Origin of the sequence: Amycolatopsis sp. NPDC058278 (assembly GCF_042881395.1) — a bacterium.
GTDB lineage: Bacteria > Actinomycetota > Actinomycetes > Mycobacteriales > Pseudonocardiaceae > Amycolatopsis.
Genome location: NZ_JBHVXZ010000074.1, coordinates 1 through 16,334 on the forward strand (window position 1 = coordinate 1; position 16,334 = coordinate 16,334).

A 16,334-nucleotide genomic window follows, 5' to 3' on the forward strand; every position below is an offset into this window, starting at 1 on the left:
GGTCGCGGTGTGCAGCAGCAGCGTCGGGTAGGCGGTAACGCCCAGCCGGGCGGCGCGGGTGAAGTCCTGCGCCGCCGAAGCGCCAGAGGAGGCGAATGCGGTCAGCACGTCGTCGGCGTCGAGGCCCAGCCGGCCGGCGAGGTGCCGGTAGGTCTCCGGTTCGGAGAGACTCAGTCCGTCGACGTAGAACGCGCGCTGCATCGCCTCCGCCGCCTCCAGGGCCCGATCCGGCGCCACCGCCCGCAATGCGGCGAAGCCGGTGGCGGCGGCCGTGGAGTCCATCCGGAACCGGCCGTCGGCCACGAGTGCGCGGTAGCCGGGCCCGAACTCGGCCCCGGTCAGCTCGGCGATGCGGGCGTTGGCGTCGGCGACGTGGGTCATGGTGCCGATCGGGGCGACGCGGGCGCCGATGAACAGGCCGCCGCTGACAACGTCGAGCTCGATCCGCCCGGCGTTGGCGGCGGCGAACCCGGCGACTGCCGGGCCGAAGCCGTGGCACCAGCCGCAGTAGGCGTCGAACACATAGGTCAATTTCACTGCCATGACCACAGACTAGGAACACCACCTGGCCTTTTCACGGTCGTCACGTGACCTATCATGGTAAAAATGGGACAGAGCATCCGGCCGGTCCGGTATGAGCCGCCGCCCGGGGTGACCGGCGAGATCGAGCTCACGTCGCTGGCGCGCATGCGGGCCCGCAGCGGACCGCACGAGTTCGTCGCGCCCCAGCGCCTGGGCTTCGACCTGCTGATCGAGATCGAGGCCGGCAGCGCGGTGCACACCGTCGACTTCACCGGCTATCCGCTCGCGCCCGGCGACCTGCTCTGGGTGCGCTCCGGCCAGGTGCAGCAGTGGGGCGCCATCGACCACATCGAGGGCTCGGTGTTCCTGTTCACCCCGTCCGCGATCGACACCGGAACCTGGGAGCTCATCCGGTCCGCGGGCGTGGCGACGCCCAACCACTGGGCCGCCGCGACAGTCGCCGACACACCGGCGGCGGCCGCGCTCGCCACCGCGCTCGCCACCGCCGCCGCGCCGCACACGAGCCTGCGGGACGCCGCGCTCGCCCGCGCGCTGGCCGCCGCGCTGCTCCTGCTGATGATGACCGGCCCGGAGGGCAGCGGCCGCCGCCCGCCCACGCACGAGGCGTTCGTGTGGTTCCGCGACGAGCTGGAGAACAGCTTCCGGACCCGGCACAAAGTCGCCGACTACGCCACCCGGCTGGGCTACTCGACCCGCACCCTCAACCGCCTCGCCCGCGAGAACACCGGCCTGTCCGCGAAGCAGCTCGTGGACGAACGCATCGTCCTCGAAGCCAAGCGCCAGCTGGCCCACGGACGCGACCCGGTGGCCCGGATCGCCGCAGACCTCGGCTTCGACGATCCGTCCAACTTCTCCAAGTACTTCCAGCACCGCACCGGGACGACGCCGGCCGCCTTCCGCGACAGCGTCCGACCGGACGCAGCCCACCGCTGACGTCCACGGCGTACGAACCATGCTGGAACGCGCGATCCGCTACGAACTGCCGAGCACCGCCGATAGCCCCGATCTCACCTGCGTCAGTCCGGCAAGCGACCTGCAACCCACGTCCCGCTTCGATCGTCTCCGACCACGACGATGTCGGTTACTCCAATCGGGTCCTCTCCCACGCGCGGCCTCAACCTCGCTCCGGTTCGGGCGTGAAGGCGACGGCAGGACCCACTATCGAGGGAAGACCCATGATGTCGAAGGTACGGAAAACCGCGATCGGCGCCGTTCTGGCCGCGGCGGGGCTCATCGCGGCCCCGGCCGCCCAGGCGGCGACCGCGAGCCCGGCGGCGAGCTCAGCCTGCCCGAGCTACTAGCGGTTTCGACTGCGCGAACCGCGATCAGTTCTAGCCGCACGGATCGGCGCCACGCCGGAGAGGCGCGGCCCCGGTCGCGACCAGGAGGTCCAGCCGTGGCCACACTCCACCGCTTGGCCGCGTTCGGCGCGGTGCTGGCGGTCGTCGCCGCCTGCTCGGCGGCGCCCGCCGCGACGACCGGCTTCGGTGCGGCCGATCTCGCCGCCGCGCTCGGAAAGGTCCCCCGCGACCTGTCGACCGTGCTCGGCCTCGATCTCCCGCTCGACCTGTCGCAGCTCACGCCGGTCGAGGAACTGGAAGTCGTCAAGGCACGCAACACAGTGATGGAACGCTGCCTCGCCGCTCGTGGGCTCACGTTCACCTTCCCGCCGGTCGATCCCGTGCGGGACGCCGCCAAGGCGAGGCGGCACGGTCTGGTCGACGCGGCCGAGGCGGCGGCGTACGGCTACCGCGACCCGGCCGTGTTCACCCCACGCGCCGCCGGCGTGCAGGAACAGCCCCCGCCGGAGGTCGTCGCGATGATCACCGGCAGGAGCGACCGTCGCGACGTCCCGTCCGGCGGCTGTGCGGGCGAGGCGGACCGGGCCCTCGCACCCGATGCGAAGCCCGGGCAGGAACCGGTGAGTTTCGGGTTGAGTCAGCAGAGTTACGAGATCACCCGAACCACCCCGCCGGTCACCGCAGCTGCGGCGGCGTGGTCGCGGTGCATGGCCGAGGCCGGTTTCCGGTACCGCGACCCGCAAGCCGCGATCGGCGACCCCGCGTTCGGTGCCGGCCGCGCGTCGGCACACGAGATAGCCGTCGCCACCCGGGATGTGCGGTGCAAGGAACGGACCGATTGGGTCCGGACGTGGGTCGCGGTCGAGCGGGTGGTGCAGGAAGCGCTTATGCCGCACCACGCTGCCGACCTGGCACGCGAGCAGCAGCACAAGGAATCGCAACTGGCCGCGACCCGCAAGATCATCGGGTGACGGCGCTTCGGGCGGCGGCGCGGCATCCCGCCGCACTCCGGCTCGCCGTCAATGCCGATCGGGGTTCCGTTGTCGCACGTGCACGCACTCGTCGCCCCGCATCGACGCACCCTCATCCTTTATGGACGTTCGCAGTGCCCTCGGCTTCCGACATGCGGCAAACTGTTACATTACCGGCGGGGCCTGTCACTTGGACGGCGGAGAGGGAGTTCCGGTGGGTTTCGAGGTCGACGTCGCGGACATCAACGCCGCGGCGGCCAAGCTCAGTGCGGGGACGTCGCCGACACTGTCCATCGGCGGATCGCCGAACGTCGGGAGCACAGCGCGCGCCGCCGGCTTCGCCGCGGACTACGACGTCTGGCTGGCGACGCGCAAGGACGACTTGGACGCCGCGCAGCAGCAGGTCGACAACCTGGTCGAAAGCATCCAGACGGCCGCGAAGAGCTATCACAGCACCGATTCCGGGGCCCGCGACGCCTTCCTGAAAGCGCTGGACAGCAGCTTCGAGAGGATTGACCGGTGACGGCGGTGTTCGACAAGATCTACGCGCTCGCCGACCAGGTGGAAAAGGGCAGCACCACCGAACTGGACGACCGCGCCCGGGCCTGCCGGGCCACCAAGGAAACCATCACCGACACCAAAGCCCTGCTGGAGAGCGTGCGCGTCCAGCTGAGCGAGGCTTGGCAGGGCGGGGCCGGCGAAGCGGCGCTCACATCGCTGGAAGCGTTCAAGAAGAACCGCGACGACCAGGCACAGGACCTCGAGGACTCGGCCAAGTCGTTCGAGACGATCCGGGACGCGCTGGCGAAGGCCCAGCAGGAAGCCCGGAACACGCGCGCGGACGCCCAGAGCCTCCAGAAGAAGCTCGACCACGGCTGGCACGGCTTCGGGATCCGCCAAGTCGACCTCGCCGTCGCCTGGGCGCAGGACAAGGCCGTCAAGGCTCGGGCCCTCGTCCTGCTGGCCGACCTGGAACGGGTGACCACCACCTACGACGCGATCCTGCTCATCGAGGGCCAGAAGCTGCGGTTCAAGACCGGTCAGGTGTGGGAGCTCGCGGGCTCCGAGAAGCGGAACCTCCTCGAGATCGGCGCGATCATGCTCCGCGAAGTACCCGGTCTCGCCGCGCTGGTCGCCAAGAACCCGGAGCTGCGTGAAGCCCTGTTGCACGGGGACTGGGACAAGGTCATGCAGAACCCCGAGGTCGCGCAGAAGATCTACGACTACCTCGGCTTCAAGTACGTCAAGGACGGCGACTTCTACACCACCGGCGAACATTCGATGCAGAGCTACATGGGCTGGAAGGACCTCTACGACAAGCTCGGTCGGGTGCTCGGGATGAAGCTCGACGAAACCGGAACCGACGGCGACAACATGGAGTTCACCGACCCCGAGACCGGGAAGACCTACCGGCTGGAGCTGTGGAAGGGTCAGTACGGGAAGAACCAGTCGTTCGGTGGGGAAGTCGGCTTCTACACCAGCGATTCACCGAACAACGACGGGCACTTCAACGCCGCACAGGGTGACGACCAGATCAAGGTGACCCAGACGATCTACAACAAGGAAACCGGCGAGGTCTACTTCACCAACGACGGCCAGGGCGCCGACGGCACCGACAAGAAGCACTTCTGGAACCTGGCGATCCGCACCGACCCGGACGTGAACCCCGAACAGCTGGGCCAGCGATCCACGATCGAGGTGCGCAGCGTCGAGATGCGCGACCGCATGTACGACGAGATGGTTCGGTACGCCGCCGCGCACCCCGACGACCACCTCACCGTCACGAAGGGTTCCGACCAGCCGCCCACGCTGAGCTACGACTGGCGTAAGTGACCCCTACAGCGAGCCCACCGGCTTGAACTCGTACGGCTCGTCGTCCTCCGGCCGCGGCCGCCCCCGGCGAGCCGGGACCGGGTCGTTCAGGCCGGCGAACACGCCGTCTACGTCGACCAAGGCGGCGACCTTGTCGGCTACATGCTGGCCGTGCCGGTCTTCGATGTCTTCCAGGCCCGTGCGCAACGCCAGGGTGGCGGCGCTCCTGGCCTGGTCCCGCACCACGTTTGCCAGCTCCTCCGGCGTTTCGCCGGCACCCCGCCTCGAGTCGGTCATGCCTTCAGCCTAGACGGACCGGGCCGGGTTCGAGTCCTTTTCCGGGCACCCGCAGCGCGCTGGTGCGCCCAGACCACCCTGGGCTACCGAGATGGTCCCCCGGCCATCGCTCAAGTCAGTGAAGGTCGCGGTGGCGCGCAGGCGAGAGCCGACCGGCCGGTTCAGAATCGGTAGTGAAGTATGCGGGTGCCCTGCCGGGACATCGCGGTGCTGCGGGCCATGAGGCGGGTGAGTGCACGCACGGGTTGTGGGAACGCAGCCACTTCCGGGGCGCGGGTGAGCAGTTGCTCTGCGACGAGGGTGAGGCCGGCGTTCCAGTGTTCCGGCTCGTGAGGGTCGTCGAAGCCCTGGGCGGCGTCGATGCCGAGGGCCTTGATCGTGGGGTGGTATTTCATCGCCCAGGCGGCGAAGCGGGTGTAGCCGTTGAGCGCGAGTTCGCCGGTCGGCAGCCGGGCGGTCAGTTGGCGGATCATGGTCTGGAACGAGTCGCCGGGCAGGAAGGGCAGTAAGCCGTCGGCCACGATCATGGCGGGCCGGTCGTGCGGCAAGGCTCGTGCCCAGTGGGGCTCGGTGACGTCCGTGGCGACCAGGTGTGACCGGTCGTCCGGGAGGTATCGCCGGCGCAGGTCGGTGACCTCGGGAAAGTCGACGTCGTACCAGCCGACGCCGGCGGGTGGGGCGCAGCGGGCCAATCGGGTGTCGAGGCCGCAGCCCAGGTCGACGACGACCGCGTCGGGGTGCGTGGTGATGAACTGGTGGATGACGTGGTCGAGCTTTCCGGCGCGCAGCGCGGTGCCGGCGACGAGGCTCGGTTTGAGTTTGAGCTTGGCGAAGTCGTAGCCGGTGTCCTCGGCGATCCGGTCCGCGACCGCTGCGGCGAGGGGGTCGCCGAGGATCGGGTTCGGTGCCGTGCTGTCCAGTGCTCGTGCGTACAGGGTGAGCAGCAGCGTCTCCTGGACCGGGCTGAGGCTGAGTTGTCGGGATGGCATGGGTTTCCTAGTGCTTCGGGGGGTTGCGGGCGGCGATGTCCCGCAGCCAGGTCAGGGATTCCTGGGCCGCCTTGATGCGTTCGGCACCTACGCCTTCGGTGAGGGCGAAGCCCTCCTCGGCGATGTCGCCGAACGCGCTGAGGCTGTCGAGTTTGCGTTGGACGACCTTGTGCCAGGCGTCGTCCTCGATGCGGTAGTAGGCGGTGCGGTCGCCGGGGCGGCGGACCTTGCGCACCAGCCCGATGGTGGTGAGCAGGCGCATGTTGGAGGTCAGCGACGCGCGGCTGGCCTGGATGGCGTCGGCGATTCCGCCCGCCGACTGCTCGGGTGGGTCGCAGATCATCAGCCAGCCGAGGACGCGCCCGGTGATCGGTGGCAGCCCCCATTCCTCCACGCAGAAGGTGGCCACGCGTTCCACCCACCGCATGAGCTGGTCCTGCCGTTCGTCACCCATGGCGCCTCACTCCCTCTGTTCGCTGCTCACCGTTTCATAGCGGCGACGGACTCGCGGGTGGGTGTCGGGGTGGTGGTGGCCGGCCTGGTCCGGCGCAGGTAGCGATCGAACCACTCGACGGCCAGGTCCATCGCCTCCTCCAGGCCGGGGCCGGTGTAGAGGCCGAGGACGTCGTAGGGCAGGACCTCCAGTCGCTTGGGCTCGCCGGCCTTCGCGAAGGCGGTCTGTGCTTCGTCGAGCATGTGGTACGGGTCGTGGCCGCCGTTCGCGATCATCAGCAGCGGCGTCGGCGCGAGCCGGTCGATGAGGTTCTCCGGCGCAAAGGTGAGAAGGTGCTCGGTGGAGTCGAGGGATTTCTCGTTGCGGTAGGTGGGGTACAGCTCGCTCGACAGGTCCTGGGCGCCCTTGGCGTTCTCGTGGTCCAGGTTCAGGTGCGGCACGCGGGCGCTTTCGCCGGTCTCGTAGCGGCGTTGCCAGTCCTCGTCCAGCCGCTCGCGCAGTGCGTGCAGCCCGTTCCGGCCGAGCAGCCGCTCCAGGTACCGCCACCCGTTCCACACACTCGGGCTCTGCACGACGACACACTTGGCGCGCCGGTCGAGCACGGCGGCCTGGACGGCGACGGAGCCGCCGATGCTGACGCCCCACAGGCCGATGCGCTCCGCTTGGACCTCCGGTCGCGTCTGGAGGTAGGAGATCGCGCTGCGGAAGTCCTCCACCTGCCGTTCCGGGTAGTCCAGCCCGCGCGGCTCGCCCTCGCTCGACCCGACGGTGCGGTAATCGATGGCCAGCACGACGAAGCCTGCCTGCACGAAGTAGGGAGCGAAGTAGGCCAGCGCCTCCTTCACCATCACGCCACTGTGTCCGAGGACCAGCGCGGGCCCGGGCGAGTCCGCGGACACCTCGTCCGGCAGGTAGAGGTCGCCTGCACAGCGGGTGCCCAGGCTGGTGAACGTCACGGGTTTTGGCTGCACGGTCACGACCATCCCACCTGACGGTTGTTGCTACAGATTTCAGTCACGACTGAAATGTATAGCTATGTTTGCTCGTTGTCCAGCTGCCACCGGAGGACAGCGACGACGAGCGGGCGGAGGACCTCTGCCGCACGGTGCGCGTCGCCGCTCGCCAACAACGTGTACCCCCGTATCCGTTACTCAACGGAGCCGAGCGTCATTCCCAGGCGTCCCGGATCGCAGCCGCTTCGCACGCGGCTTGGCGCCTGCCGATGTGGAACGCCCGGCCGGCGATCTCCGGGTCCATCATCTTCACCGGTGCTTCGAGGTCGCCGAAGTCGGGGTCGACGGCCACCAGCCGGGTGTTTTCGCGCAGCTGGGCCACTTCGGCGTCCGCCCTGATCGTCGAAGCGGATCGATCGCTGTCGGCCGCGTCATCCTGGGCCTCGAGCGGAAGGCAGGACACGACCACGAGAACGTCGCTCGGCGGCGCCGCCGCGGCGTTCAGGTGGTTCACGATTCCGCCGTCCATGTAGCGGTTTCCGTCGATGGTGACGGTGGGGAACAGCATCGGGACGACGCAACTGGCCGCGACGGCGTGCAGCAGCGGCACACCGGACTCCGGTCCCCACACGACAAGCTCGCCGGTACCGGCGTCGATGGCCGTGCAGCGGAACCCGGCGGGCCAGGCGACACCGTCGAGTGTTTCAAGCAGGCCGAGGTATTCGACTTCCGTGAGCGCGGTCGAAGCTTCCTGTGCTGCAGAACCGATTGCTCGCAGCGCTTGCTGCGGATCGGCGGCGAAGACGGCCTGGCGCGACGCGTCCAGGAAGTGTTGTGAGCCTGCCCCCAAGCTGTCGAAGTCGAGCTTCTGCCCCGCCGCCGCCAGGACGGCGAGTGCGTCGGTGACGTCGCGGCCACTGGCCAGCAGCACGCCGACCAGGGATCCCGCGGAGGTTCCGACGATCGACGAGGCTGCCGCCAAGTCGACACCGGCTTCACGCAACGCGGTGAGCAGACCTGTCTGCCAAGCGACACCGACGGTTCCGCCGCCGCCGAGGACGACCGCGCGCGTGGGTGAGCCTTTTTCCTGAGAAGTCATTTCTGTTCCTTCAACGAAGCGATGTCGATACCGAAGAGGGCGCAGGCGTTGCCTGCGGTGAACGTCGTCACCTCGAGGACATGGCGTAGTGGGAGCGGACGGAGGTGCCCGCGGACGGCCCCGGCGGCGATGTCGTTGGCTCGCCTGCTCAGCGTCCGCGTCCGCCGGTCAGAGCCACGCCAGGGCTCCCGGTCCGGGCAGTTTACTCAACCACCGTTGAGTAAGACGGTACACGAACCGCTCAACGACTGTAGAGTGAAAAGATGACCGAGCTGTCTCGTGCCGCCAAACGCGCCCGCACCGCACAGCGGATCCTCGACGCCGCCCGGCAGGAATTCGCGGCCCGCGGCTTCGACGGCGCGACGATCCGGGGCATCGCCGGCGCGGCGGGCGTGGACGCCTCGCTGGTGATGCAGCACTACGGCTCGAAGGCGGCCCTGTTCACCGCCGCCGTCCAGCTGCCCAGCGACGACTCCCAGAGCGCCGCCGAGCACCTGCTGGATGTCCTCGCCAACCGGCTGCGCGAGCTGCCCCCGGAGACGAGCGCACTCGTCCGGTCCATGCTCACGGTGCCCGAAGCCGCCGACACGATGCGGTCCTACCTCGACGAACGCGTCGACAACCTCACCCGGTCACTGGAGGGCGACGACGCTCACCTGCGCGCCCTGATCACGGTGAGCGGAATCCTCGGCCTGACGATCACGCAGCACTTCCTGAAGTTGCGCGCCTTCGACGACGCGTCCCACGAAGGGTTGCTGCGGGCCGTGCGCGGGTGGACCGAATATCTGTCCCGCGACTCGTAAGACCGATCCGCGGCAGGCGATCGTTGCCTGCACCTGGTCCGGCGTGTTCCGGCACGCGGCGGCGACGAGCGTCAGCCGGCATGATCAGCGACCGGCCTCGCGGCACTGACGGACTCAGCCACGGCGGGGCAGGTGCCGACCCTCAACGAGGGTTGTTCCGGCTCCGGTAGGCCGCGACGCTGGCCCGGTGCGCGCAGGTTCGGGTGCAGTACTGCTTCGAGCCGTTGCGCGAGAGGTCCGCGAAGGTGGCCCGGCAGGCCGGCCCGGCGCAGACGCCGAGACGAGCGGGACCGAGCGTGGCGATCACCGAGGCCAGTGCGCTGAGCGTGGTCGCGGCCAGGTGTGCCGAGCAGCGGTCGGTGTCGGAGGTGACGTCGGTCCACCAGCGGTCGTGATCGTGGCGCAGCACCGGGGTGGCGCGGCCGCGCCGCAGACCGTCGTTGATCAGGGCCGCGGCTCCGGCCGCGTCGGTGCTCGCTCGTTCGAGCACGGCGCGCACCGTCTCGCGCACCTCGCGGACCTCCGCCAGGTCGGCGCCGGTGAGACGCCGCCGCGGACCGGCCCCGTCGGCCGCGGGATGGTCGTCGAGGAAGGCCCGGAGCTGCTCCACGGTCTCGAGCGCGTCCTCTCCCCTGACCGGTCGCAAGGTGTTGGCGAGGTCGACGGCCGTCTGGACCGCCGACGGCTTGTTACACGCATCCAGCATTTGACGTGTCTCCTCGGGCTCCGTAGCGTGACACGCAAACCGACTGTCACAGGTCACAACCATACGTGAGAGGAGGCGATGATGCGGCAGACGATCCCGTCCAAGGAGGCCCCCGGCGAGGAGTCGAACCCGACACCGGACGGGCGACGGCTGGGGCTGACCCTGGGGCTGCTGGTGCTGCCGATGTACGTGGCATTGGGCGCACCGTCGGTGGCGCTGCCGGCCATCGGCCACGCGCTCGCGGTGCCGTTCGGGGCCACCGCGTGGATCCTCGCCGCGTGGTCCCTGACCTCCGCGCTCGCGATGCCGGTCGCGGGCCGGCTGCTGGCCCGGTGGAACCCCTTCCAGGTCCTCGTCGCCGGGGTCGTGGCCCTCGCCGCGGGCTCGGCGCTGGCGGGATTCGCCTCGACGCTGCCGGTCGTGATCGCCGGCCGGCTGATCGGTGGCGCCGGGGCGGGCGCGACCGTGATCGCCGTCTTCGCCGCCGCCACCGCCCTTGCCCGGCGGGACCGGATCCGCACCCTGGGCATCGTCGCCGCCGCCAGCGCGACCGCGTCGGGGTCCGGCACCCTGCTGGGCGGGGCGGTCACCGCCTGGCTGGGCTGGCGCGCCGTGCTCGCGATCCCGGTCCTCGCACTGCCCCTCCTGCTGGCCGCCCTGCCGAGCAGGCGCGCGTTGACGCGGAAGAGCGGCGTCCCGGCCGGGCGATTCGACGTCGCCGGCGCGGCCGTGCTCTCGGTGTTCGCCGGCTCGGTGATCACCTTGCTGCAGGCCCACTCCGTCGGCCTGCCCGTACCGGTCACGCTCGTCGTGGCCGCCGCCGGGGTGCTCGCCGCCGCGGGACTGTGGTGGCGCGTGCGAGCCACGCCCGACGGGTTCGTGCCCCGGCGAGTACTCACGGCCCGCGGCTTCCCGGCGGCCGGGCTCATCGGCGGAACGGTCTTCGCCGGCTACTACGGGGTGCTGTTCCTCGCCCCGTCGCTGATCGAGCACGCCACAGGCGGCGGCCCACTCGAAGCCGGCGTGCTCCTGGTCCCGGCCGCCGCCTGCTCGGTACTGGCCGGGCGGCTGGCCGGCACCTTGACCGGCCGGTTCACCGGCTGGCAGGTGTCGGCCGGGCTCGCAGCGCTCACCGTCGCCGGCGTGCTCGTGGTCGCGGTCTTCACCGGGCCGGTCCCGGTCATCCTCGGCACGGCGCTGACCGTGTGCGGCTTCGCCGGCGCCCAGGCCGTCCTGGTGGGCCTCGCAACGGACGTCGTCGCCACGGGCGACCGCGACACGGCACAGAGCCTGCTCAACTTCATGAACGCCCTGGGCGGCGGAATCGGCCCGGCCGCCGTCGCGGGCCTGTCCGGCATCGTGCCGGTGCCAGTGGCCCTCGCCCTGCTCGCAGCACTCCCCCTGTCCGGGCTGATCGTCAGCCTGACCCGGCGCCCCGGCGCCTGATCCGGCAAACCTCACCGAGGAAGGAAGCCATGGCCGCCAAGCCGTTCGAGGTCAGCGTCACCGAAGCCGAGATCGCGGATCTGCGCGAACGGTTGCGACGGACGCGGTGGCCCGAGCCCGAGCCCGTGGCCGACTGGTCGCAGGGGTTGCCGCTGGCCTACGCGCAGGAGCTGTGCCGCAGCTGGGCCGAGGACTACGACTTCGGGTTCGCCGAGCGGCTGAACGCTTTCCCGCAGTACCGCGACACCGTCGACGGGCTGGGCATCCACTTCCTGCACGTCCGTTCGCCGGAGCCGGACGCGTTCCCGCTGGTGCTCACGCACGGGTGGCCGGGTTCGGTGCTGGAGTTCCTGGCGGTCCTCGGCCCGCTGACCGATCCGCGCGCGCACGGCGGGGATCCGGCGGACGCGTTCCACGTGGTCGCGCCGTCGTTGCCCGGGTACGGCTGGAGCGACAAGCCGTCGACGACCGGGTGGGGCGTCACGCGCATCGCGCGTGCCTGGGACGCGTTGATGGTTTCGCTGGGTTACGAGCGGTACGGCGCGCAGGGCGGTGACTGGGGTTCGGCGGTGTCCGGGGCGCTGGGCGAGGTGGCGCCCGAGCGGGTCGCGGCCGTGCACCTGAACCTGGGGTCCGTGGCGGCGGGCACGTTCGACGACCCGACACCGTCGGAGCTGGCGAACCTCGAGGCCGAGCAGGAGTTCCAGCGCACCGGCCGGGGGTACTCGGCGATCCAGTCGACGCGGCCGCAGACGCTCGGCTACGGCCTCACCGACTCCCCCGCGGGCCAGGCCGCCTGGATCGCCGAGAAGTTCCGGGCCTGGACGGACAACGACGGCCGTGCCGAGGACGCGGTGTCGCGGCAGGCGATCCTCGACGAGATCTCGGTCTACTGGTTCACCGCGTCGGCCACGTCGTCGGCGCGCTTGTATTGGGAGAGCTTCGCGCACTTCCGGGACAAGGTCACCGCGCCGTCCGGGCTGTCGGTCTACCCGCGCGACATCACCCGCCCGTCGCGGCGGGAGGCCGAGCGGCGGTTCACCGACCTGCGCTGGTTCGAGGAACTGCCAAGGGGCGGCCACTTCGCCGCGCTGGAGCAGCCGGAGTCGCTGGTCGAGCAGGTGCGCGGGTTCTTCCGCCTCTTCCGCTGACTGTCGATCCCCAGCACTCGCCGAGGTTGCGGCTGAAACCGAAAGCACCGACGACAGGCTACGTCGACGGCGGGTGGTGGCCCGCATCCCGGGAACCCGTTCGCCCTCAGCCGCGAGCAAGCTCGGGACGGCGATCCTCCCGTCCCGAGCTGACCCGGCGTCCGGTCAGCCGGCCCACGTCCAGCCCCGGATTTCCGGCATGTCCTCGACGTGTTCGCGGATGTAGCCGTGGTGGCGGGCCAACATGGTGTGGCAGTGCTCGGCCAGCGCTGCCCCGCCTTCGGGCACCCGCGCGGACCTGCGCAGTGCTTCGAGCACGATGTGGTAGCGGCTCATCCGGTTGAGCACGACCATGTCGAACGGCGTGGTGGTGGTGCCCTGCTCGGTGTAACCGCGGACGTGGAAGCGGCCGGGCTCGGGGCGGCCGTGCAGCAGCTGGTGCACGGCCCGGGGGTAGCCGTGGAAGGCGAACACCACGTCGGCGGTGGCCGTGAACAGCCGCTCGAACTTCCGCTCACCGAACCCGTGGGGGTGGTCGCCGGGCGGGAGCAGGCCCATCAGGTCGACTACGTTGACCACCCGTACCCGCAGGTAGGGGACGTAGTCGCGGAGCAGCCGGGCCGCGGCCAGAACCTCCAAGGTCGGCACGTCACCGGCGGCGGCGAGCACGATGTCCGGTTCGCCGTCGGACGTCTCGGTGCCGGCCCAGTCCCATGTGGACGCTCCGGCGGCGCAGTGGGCGGCCGCTTCCTCGAGGTCGAGGTACTGCAGGTGCTCCTGCTTGTCGGCGACGATCAGGTTGACGTGGTCGCGGCTGCGCAAGCAGTGGTCCGCCACCGACAGGGTGGTGTTGGCGTCCGGCGGGAACCAGACGCGCACGACGCCGGGCGCGAGCGGGATGGCGATGTCGATCAGGCCCGGCCCCTGGTGCGAGAAACCGTTGTTGTCGTTGCGCCAGCAGGTGGAGGTCAACAGGACGTTGAGCGACGCGACCGAGCGCCGCCACGGCAGGTCCGCGGCGTGCTGCAGCCACTTGGCGTGCTGGATCAGCATGGAAGCCGACACCATCGCGAACGCTTCGTAGGTCGCGAACACGCCGTGCCGGCCCGAGAGCAGGTAACCCTCCAGCCAGCCTTGGCACAGGTGCTCCGAGAGCACCTCCATGACCCGGCCCTCGGGTGAGACGTGGTCGTCGGTGGTGAGGATCGGTGCCTGCAGGCAGCGATCGGTGGCCTCGAAGACGGCGCCGAGCCGGTTGCTGGCCGTTTCGTCCGGGCAGAACAGCCGGAACGTGCCGCCGCCGTCGGATTCCCGGGTGCTGGCGCGGTAGACGTCGCGCAGCAGCTCACCGAACGGGCGGGTGTTGCCGTGGTGCACGACACCGGGCGCCGGCACACTGACGGCGTACGGCGCCAGGGCGGGGATGTCGAGCCGGTGCAGCAGCCGTCCGCCGTTGGCGTACGGGCTCGCGGACATCCGCTTGTCCCCCTTGGGGGCGAGCGCGGCCAGTTCCGGGACGAGCCGTCCGGTGGCGTCGAACAGGGTTTCCGGGGCGTAGGACCGCAGCCACCGCTCCAGCAGCCGGAAGTGTCCGACGTCCTCCCGGACCAGGGTCAGCGGTACCTGGTGCGCCCGGAACGTGCCTTCGACGACGACGCCGTCGACGACCTCCGGGCCGGTCCAGCCCTTCGGGGTACGGAGCACGATGGCCGGCCAGCGGACCGCCCGGAACGGCTCGGCCGTTCCCGTGCGGGCCTGCCGCTGGTGGTCGCGGATCCGGTCGTGGGCGGCGGCGAGGGCCTCGTGCAGGTCCGTGAACACGGCGGCGGGGTCGTCCCCGGCGACGAGGACCGGGTCCCAGCCCTGCGCCGTCAGCAACCCGAGCACGTCGGTGTCGCCGGCCCGGCCGAGCACGGTGGGTCCGGCGATCTTGTACCCGTTGAGGTGCAGGATCGGCAGCACGGCACCGTCGCGGCGGGCGTTGAGGAAGGCGGGGATCTTCCAGGACGCCGCCAGCGGGCCGGTCTCCGCCTCGCCGTCCCCGACCACGCAGGCCACGATCAGGTCCGGGTGGTCGAACGCGGCGCCGGCGGCGTGGGCCAGGGAGTAGCCGAGTTCGCCGCCCTCGTGGATGCTGCCGGGCGTCTGGACGCCGACGTGGCTCGGCACGCCCCCGGGCGTGGAGAACTGCCGCACCAGCCGGGTCAGCCCGGCGACGTCGGAGGAGACGGCGGGGTACGCCTCGCCGTAGGTGCCTTCGAGGTAGGCGTTGGCGAGCAGGGCCGGTCCGCCGTGGCCGGGACCGGCGATGTAGACGCAGTCGGCGCCGGTCTCGCGGATGAGCCGGTTGAGCAGGGCGTAGATCATCGACAGCCCCGGGCTGGTACCCCAGTGCCCGAGCAGGCGCGGCTTGATGTCCTCCACGGAGAGGGGCTCGCGCAGCAGCGGGTTGTCCTGCAGGTAGATCTGGGCGACGGTCAGGTAGTTCGCCGCGGCCCACCACCGCAGGTCCAGGTCCCGGTCGTGCTCGTCGTACGGCGAAGTCGTGGGCGTGGTGCCGGTCAGGGTCGTGGACTGCTGCATCGCCGTGGCCTTCCGCCAGGTGGATCGGGCCGGCCGGTCAGCCGGTCGTGCTCGTACTGGTCACGCGGACCGCGGTCACCCCGGGCACCGCCTGCGCCAGCACGGTCGCGACGTGCCGGTCGGTCTCGTCGTCGAACGCGTCCACGACTTCGACCGCACCGTCGTGCACCTCGACGGTCCACCGCGTCGGCCCGCCGTAGATCGCCAGTTGATGGCGGACGTCGGCCGAGATGACTTCGTCGTCGCGGGCGAGCGCCTGGACGAGGTCGCGCCGGGTGACGATGCCGACGACGTGGGCGCCGTCGACGATCGGCATGCTGCGGATCCGGTCCTCGAGCAGAACCCGCACGAGGTCGACCACGTCGGTGCCCGCGCCCATCCCGACGGCCGGAGTGGTCATCACCCCGCCCACGGTCCCCGGCGGCGGGAGGGCCGGCGGCTCGTCCGGGCCGTTGCCGTCGCGGTACCGGGCGTCGCGCGGGAACCGGTCCCGCACGAGGTCCGCCTCGGTCACCACGCCGATGAGCCGGCCGTCTTCGTCGAGGACCGGGAGCGCGGTGTAGCCGTGGGCGGACAACAGGTTCGCGGCGTACTTCACCGTCATGTCCGGGGTCACCGAGACGACGGGGCTGCTCATGATGTCGCGTGCTTGCATGAAGTCCTCTTTCGTCGGTCTTGACGCTAGGCCCGCGCCCGCCGGGCGCGCTGCGGTCGTTCGTCACCGATCGCGAGGTCCACCGGCACCCGCGACCCGGGCGGCCATCGCCGGGGTCGTTTTGCCGGGGCCGTCACGGTGCCTCCTCCCGGGTCCGCAGGAGCGGGACGACGGGTTCACCGGCAGCGGCGGCGCGGATCCGGACGATCATCGAGAGGGCCTGCGCATCGGTGAACCAGCCCTGACGGGCGAGGTCGATGATGGCGGCCACCCTGCTGCGGTATGGCTCGGCGATCCCCGCGAGCTCGACGGGTCCCATGGCGTGTCCCTGAGTCGGCTGTCGTCGCGCCGAAGTCCGGGGCACTCACCGCACAGCCTACGCGCCCGGCCACCGGACCGAGCCCTTCGGCGGTCGTCTTCTTTCGTCATCGTGTGGAGCCCGTCGCGAGGCCTTCGGACCTCGGCTGAGGAGCAGTTCGGCCCTGTGCCGTGCATCCCGCGACCTGGACAATCGGGATGAAATGTTCACCATGCCATCGACGGGACGCGATCATGCGAGTGCCAGTTCCTG

General features: G+C 70.6%; 18 protein-coding genes. 8 read left to right on the plus strand and 10 right to left on the minus strand.

Going from position 1 to position 16,334, the window contains the following annotated elements:
* The coding region (locus ACFVYA_RS31715) for a DsbA family protein (RefSeq protein WP_387050225.1) at positions 1-543 on the minus strand (543 nt) is incomplete at its 3' end.
* A gap of 63 nt (positions 544-606) precedes the next feature.
* Between ACFVYA_RS31715 and ACFVYA_RS31720 the strand changes: the two genes are divergently transcribed.
* From ACFVYA_RS31720 to ACFVYA_RS31740, 5 genes are all read left to right on the plus strand, one after another.
* Positions 607-1,476 (plus strand): helix-turn-helix domain-containing protein, encoded by an 870-nt coding sequence (locus tag ACFVYA_RS31720; RefSeq protein ID WP_387050227.1) that lies wholly within the window; start codon positions 607-609, stop codon positions 1,474-1,476.
* A gap of 242 nt (positions 1,477-1,718) precedes the next feature.
* Positions 1,719-1,844: a hypothetical protein gene (locus ACFVYA_RS31725; protein WP_387050228.1), complete on the plus strand. Its 126-nt coding sequence runs from the start codon at positions 1,719-1,721 to the stop codon at positions 1,842-1,844.
* A gap of 95 nt (positions 1,845-1,939) precedes the next feature.
* On the plus strand, positions 1,940-2,815 hold the full coding sequence (locus ACFVYA_RS31730; RefSeq protein WP_387050230.1) for a hypothetical protein: 876 nt from the start codon (positions 1,940-1,942) through the stop codon (positions 2,813-2,815).
* 214 nt (positions 2,816-3,029) lie between these two features.
* Positions 3,030-3,338 (plus strand): hypothetical protein, encoded by a 309-nt coding sequence (locus tag ACFVYA_RS31735; RefSeq protein ID WP_285992791.1) that lies wholly within the window; start codon positions 3,030-3,032, stop codon positions 3,336-3,338.
* Positions 3,335-4,648, plus strand: a complete 1,314-nt coding sequence (locus tag ACFVYA_RS31740; protein WP_387050232.1) for a DUF4474 domain-containing protein — start codon at positions 3,335-3,337, stop codon at positions 4,646-4,648. The genes ACFVYA_RS31735 and ACFVYA_RS31740 overlap by 4 nt, the downstream gene beginning before the upstream one ends.
* Before the next feature lie 3 nt (positions 4,649-4,651).
* Here the strand turns inward: ACFVYA_RS31740 and ACFVYA_RS31745 are convergent, their stop codons facing one another.
* The 5 genes from ACFVYA_RS31745 to ACFVYA_RS31765 all read right to left on the minus strand — a co-directional run bounded on the left by ACFVYA_RS31745 (position 4,652) and on the right by ACFVYA_RS31765 (position 8,419).
* Positions 4,652-4,924, minus strand: coding sequence for a hypothetical protein (locus ACFVYA_RS31745; RefSeq protein ID WP_387050234.1), 273 nt, complete (start codon positions 4,922-4,924; stop codon positions 4,652-4,654).
* A 161-nt stretch (positions 4,925-5,085) separates the two neighbouring features.
* Positions 5,086-5,913, minus strand: a complete 828-nt coding sequence (locus ACFVYA_RS31750) for a class I SAM-dependent methyltransferase (RefSeq protein ID WP_387050236.1) — start codon at positions 5,911-5,913, stop codon at positions 5,086-5,088.
* Positions 5,914-5,920: 7 nt separating this feature from the next.
* Positions 5,921-6,367: a GbsR/MarR family transcriptional regulator gene (locus ACFVYA_RS31755; RefSeq protein WP_387050238.1), complete on the minus strand. Its 447-nt coding sequence runs from the start codon at positions 6,365-6,367 to the stop codon at positions 5,921-5,923.
* Positions 6,368-6,393: 26 nt separating this feature from the next.
* Positions 6,394-7,344 (minus strand): alpha/beta hydrolase, encoded by a 951-nt coding sequence (locus ACFVYA_RS31760; RefSeq protein ID WP_387050240.1) that lies wholly within the window; start codon positions 7,342-7,344, stop codon positions 6,394-6,396.
* A gap of 190 nt (positions 7,345-7,534) precedes the next feature.
* Positions 7,535-8,419: a patatin-like phospholipase family protein gene (locus ACFVYA_RS31765; RefSeq protein WP_387050242.1), complete on the minus strand. Its 885-nt coding sequence runs from the start codon at positions 8,417-8,419 to the stop codon at positions 7,535-7,537.
* 263 nt (positions 8,420-8,682) lie between these two features.
* Here ACFVYA_RS31765 and ACFVYA_RS31770 point away from each other — a divergent pair, with 263 nt between their 5' ends.
* Positions 8,683-9,222, plus strand: a complete 540-nt coding sequence (locus ACFVYA_RS31770) for a TetR/AcrR family transcriptional regulator (RefSeq protein WP_387050243.1) — start codon at positions 8,683-8,685, stop codon at positions 9,220-9,222.
* 142 nt (positions 9,223-9,364) lie between these two features.
* Here ACFVYA_RS31770 and ACFVYA_RS31775 read toward each other — a convergent pair whose 3' ends face one another.
* A complete protein-coding gene (locus ACFVYA_RS31775) occupies positions 9,365-9,928 on the minus strand; it encodes a CGNR zinc finger domain-containing protein (RefSeq protein ID WP_387050245.1) in 564 nt (187 codons plus the stop codon).
* A gap of 81 nt (positions 9,929-10,009) precedes the next feature.
* On the opposite strand from ACFVYA_RS31775, the gene ACFVYA_RS31780 reads away from it, so the two are divergent.
* Together ACFVYA_RS31780 and ACFVYA_RS31785 are read left to right on the plus strand one after the other, a co-directional pair.
* Positions 10,010-11,374, plus strand: a complete 1,365-nt coding sequence (locus ACFVYA_RS31780) for an MFS transporter (protein WP_387050247.1) — start codon at positions 10,010-10,012, stop codon at positions 11,372-11,374.
* A 29-nt stretch (positions 11,375-11,403) separates the two neighbouring features.
* Positions 11,404-12,525 (plus strand): epoxide hydrolase family protein, encoded by a 1,122-nt coding sequence (locus ACFVYA_RS31785; protein WP_387050249.1) that lies wholly within the window; start codon positions 11,404-11,406, stop codon positions 12,523-12,525.
* A 165-nt stretch (positions 12,526-12,690) separates the two neighbouring features.
* On the opposite strand, the gene ACFVYA_RS31790 is transcribed toward ACFVYA_RS31785, so the two are convergent.
* From ACFVYA_RS31790 to ACFVYA_RS31800, 3 genes are all read right to left on the minus strand, one after another.
* Entirely contained in the window at positions 12,691-15,108 is a 2,418-nt protein-coding gene (locus ACFVYA_RS31790; protein ID WP_387050251.1) for a phosphoketolase, read from the minus strand.
* A 37-nt stretch (positions 15,109-15,145) separates the two neighbouring features.
* Complete coding sequence (locus tag ACFVYA_RS31795; protein ID WP_387050253.1) at positions 15,146-15,763, minus strand: HPP family protein; 618 nt, start codon at positions 15,761-15,763, stop codon at positions 15,146-15,148.
* Between the two features lie 133 nt (positions 15,764-15,896).
* Positions 15,897-16,082, minus strand: coding sequence for a hypothetical protein (locus ACFVYA_RS31800; RefSeq protein WP_387050254.1), 186 nt, complete (start codon positions 16,080-16,082; stop codon positions 15,897-15,899).
* Positions 16,083-16,334 lie beyond the last annotated feature (252 nt).

Bases quoted from the DNA above. Each gene is read 5' to 3' on its own strand.
- ACFVYA_RS31720 (WP_387050227.1), top strand. From the start codon at position 607: ATGGGACAGAGCATCCGGCCGGTCCGGTATGAGCCGCCGCCCGGGGTG.
- ACFVYA_RS31725 (WP_387050228.1), top strand. From the start codon at position 1,719: ATGATGTCGAAGGTACGGAAAACCGCGATCGGCGCCGTTCTGGCCGCG.
- ACFVYA_RS31745 (WP_387050234.1), bottom strand. From the start codon at position 4,924: ATGACCGACTCGAGGCGGGGTGCCGGCGAAACGCCGGAGGAGCTGGCA.
- ACFVYA_RS31750 (WP_387050236.1), bottom strand. From the start codon at position 5,913: ATGCCATCCCGACAACTCAGCCTCAGCCCGGTCCAGGAGACGCTGCTG.
- ACFVYA_RS31755 (WP_387050238.1), bottom strand. From the start codon at position 6,367: ATGGGTGACGAACGGCAGGACCAGCTCATGCGGTGGGTGGAACGCGTG.
- ACFVYA_RS31765 (WP_387050242.1), bottom strand. From the start codon at position 8,419: ATGACTTCTCAGGAAAAAGGCTCACCCACGCGCGCGGTCGTCCTCGGC.
- ACFVYA_RS31770 (WP_387050243.1), top strand. From the start codon at position 8,683: ATGACCGAGCTGTCTCGTGCCGCCAAACGCGCCCGCACCGCACAGCGG.
- ACFVYA_RS31775 (WP_387050245.1), bottom strand. From the start codon at position 9,928: ATGCTGGATGCGTGTAACAAGCCGTCGGCGGTCCAGACGGCCGTCGAC.
- ACFVYA_RS31780 (WP_387050247.1), top strand. From the start codon at position 10,010: ATGCGGCAGACGATCCCGTCCAAGGAGGCCCCCGGCGAGGAGTCGAAC.
- ACFVYA_RS31785 (WP_387050249.1), top strand. From the start codon at position 11,404: ATGGCCGCCAAGCCGTTCGAGGTCAGCGTCACCGAAGCCGAGATCGCG.
- ACFVYA_RS31790 (WP_387050251.1), bottom strand. From the start codon at position 15,108: ATGCAGCAGTCCACGACCCTGACCGGCACCACGCCCACGACTTCGCCG.
- ACFVYA_RS31795 (WP_387050253.1), bottom strand. From the start codon at position 15,763: ATGCAAGCACGCGACATCATGAGCAGCCCCGTCGTCTCGGTGACCCCG.
- ACFVYA_RS31800 (WP_387050254.1), bottom strand. From the start codon at position 16,082: ATGGGACCCGTCGAGCTCGCGGGGATCGCCGAGCCATACCGCAGCAGG.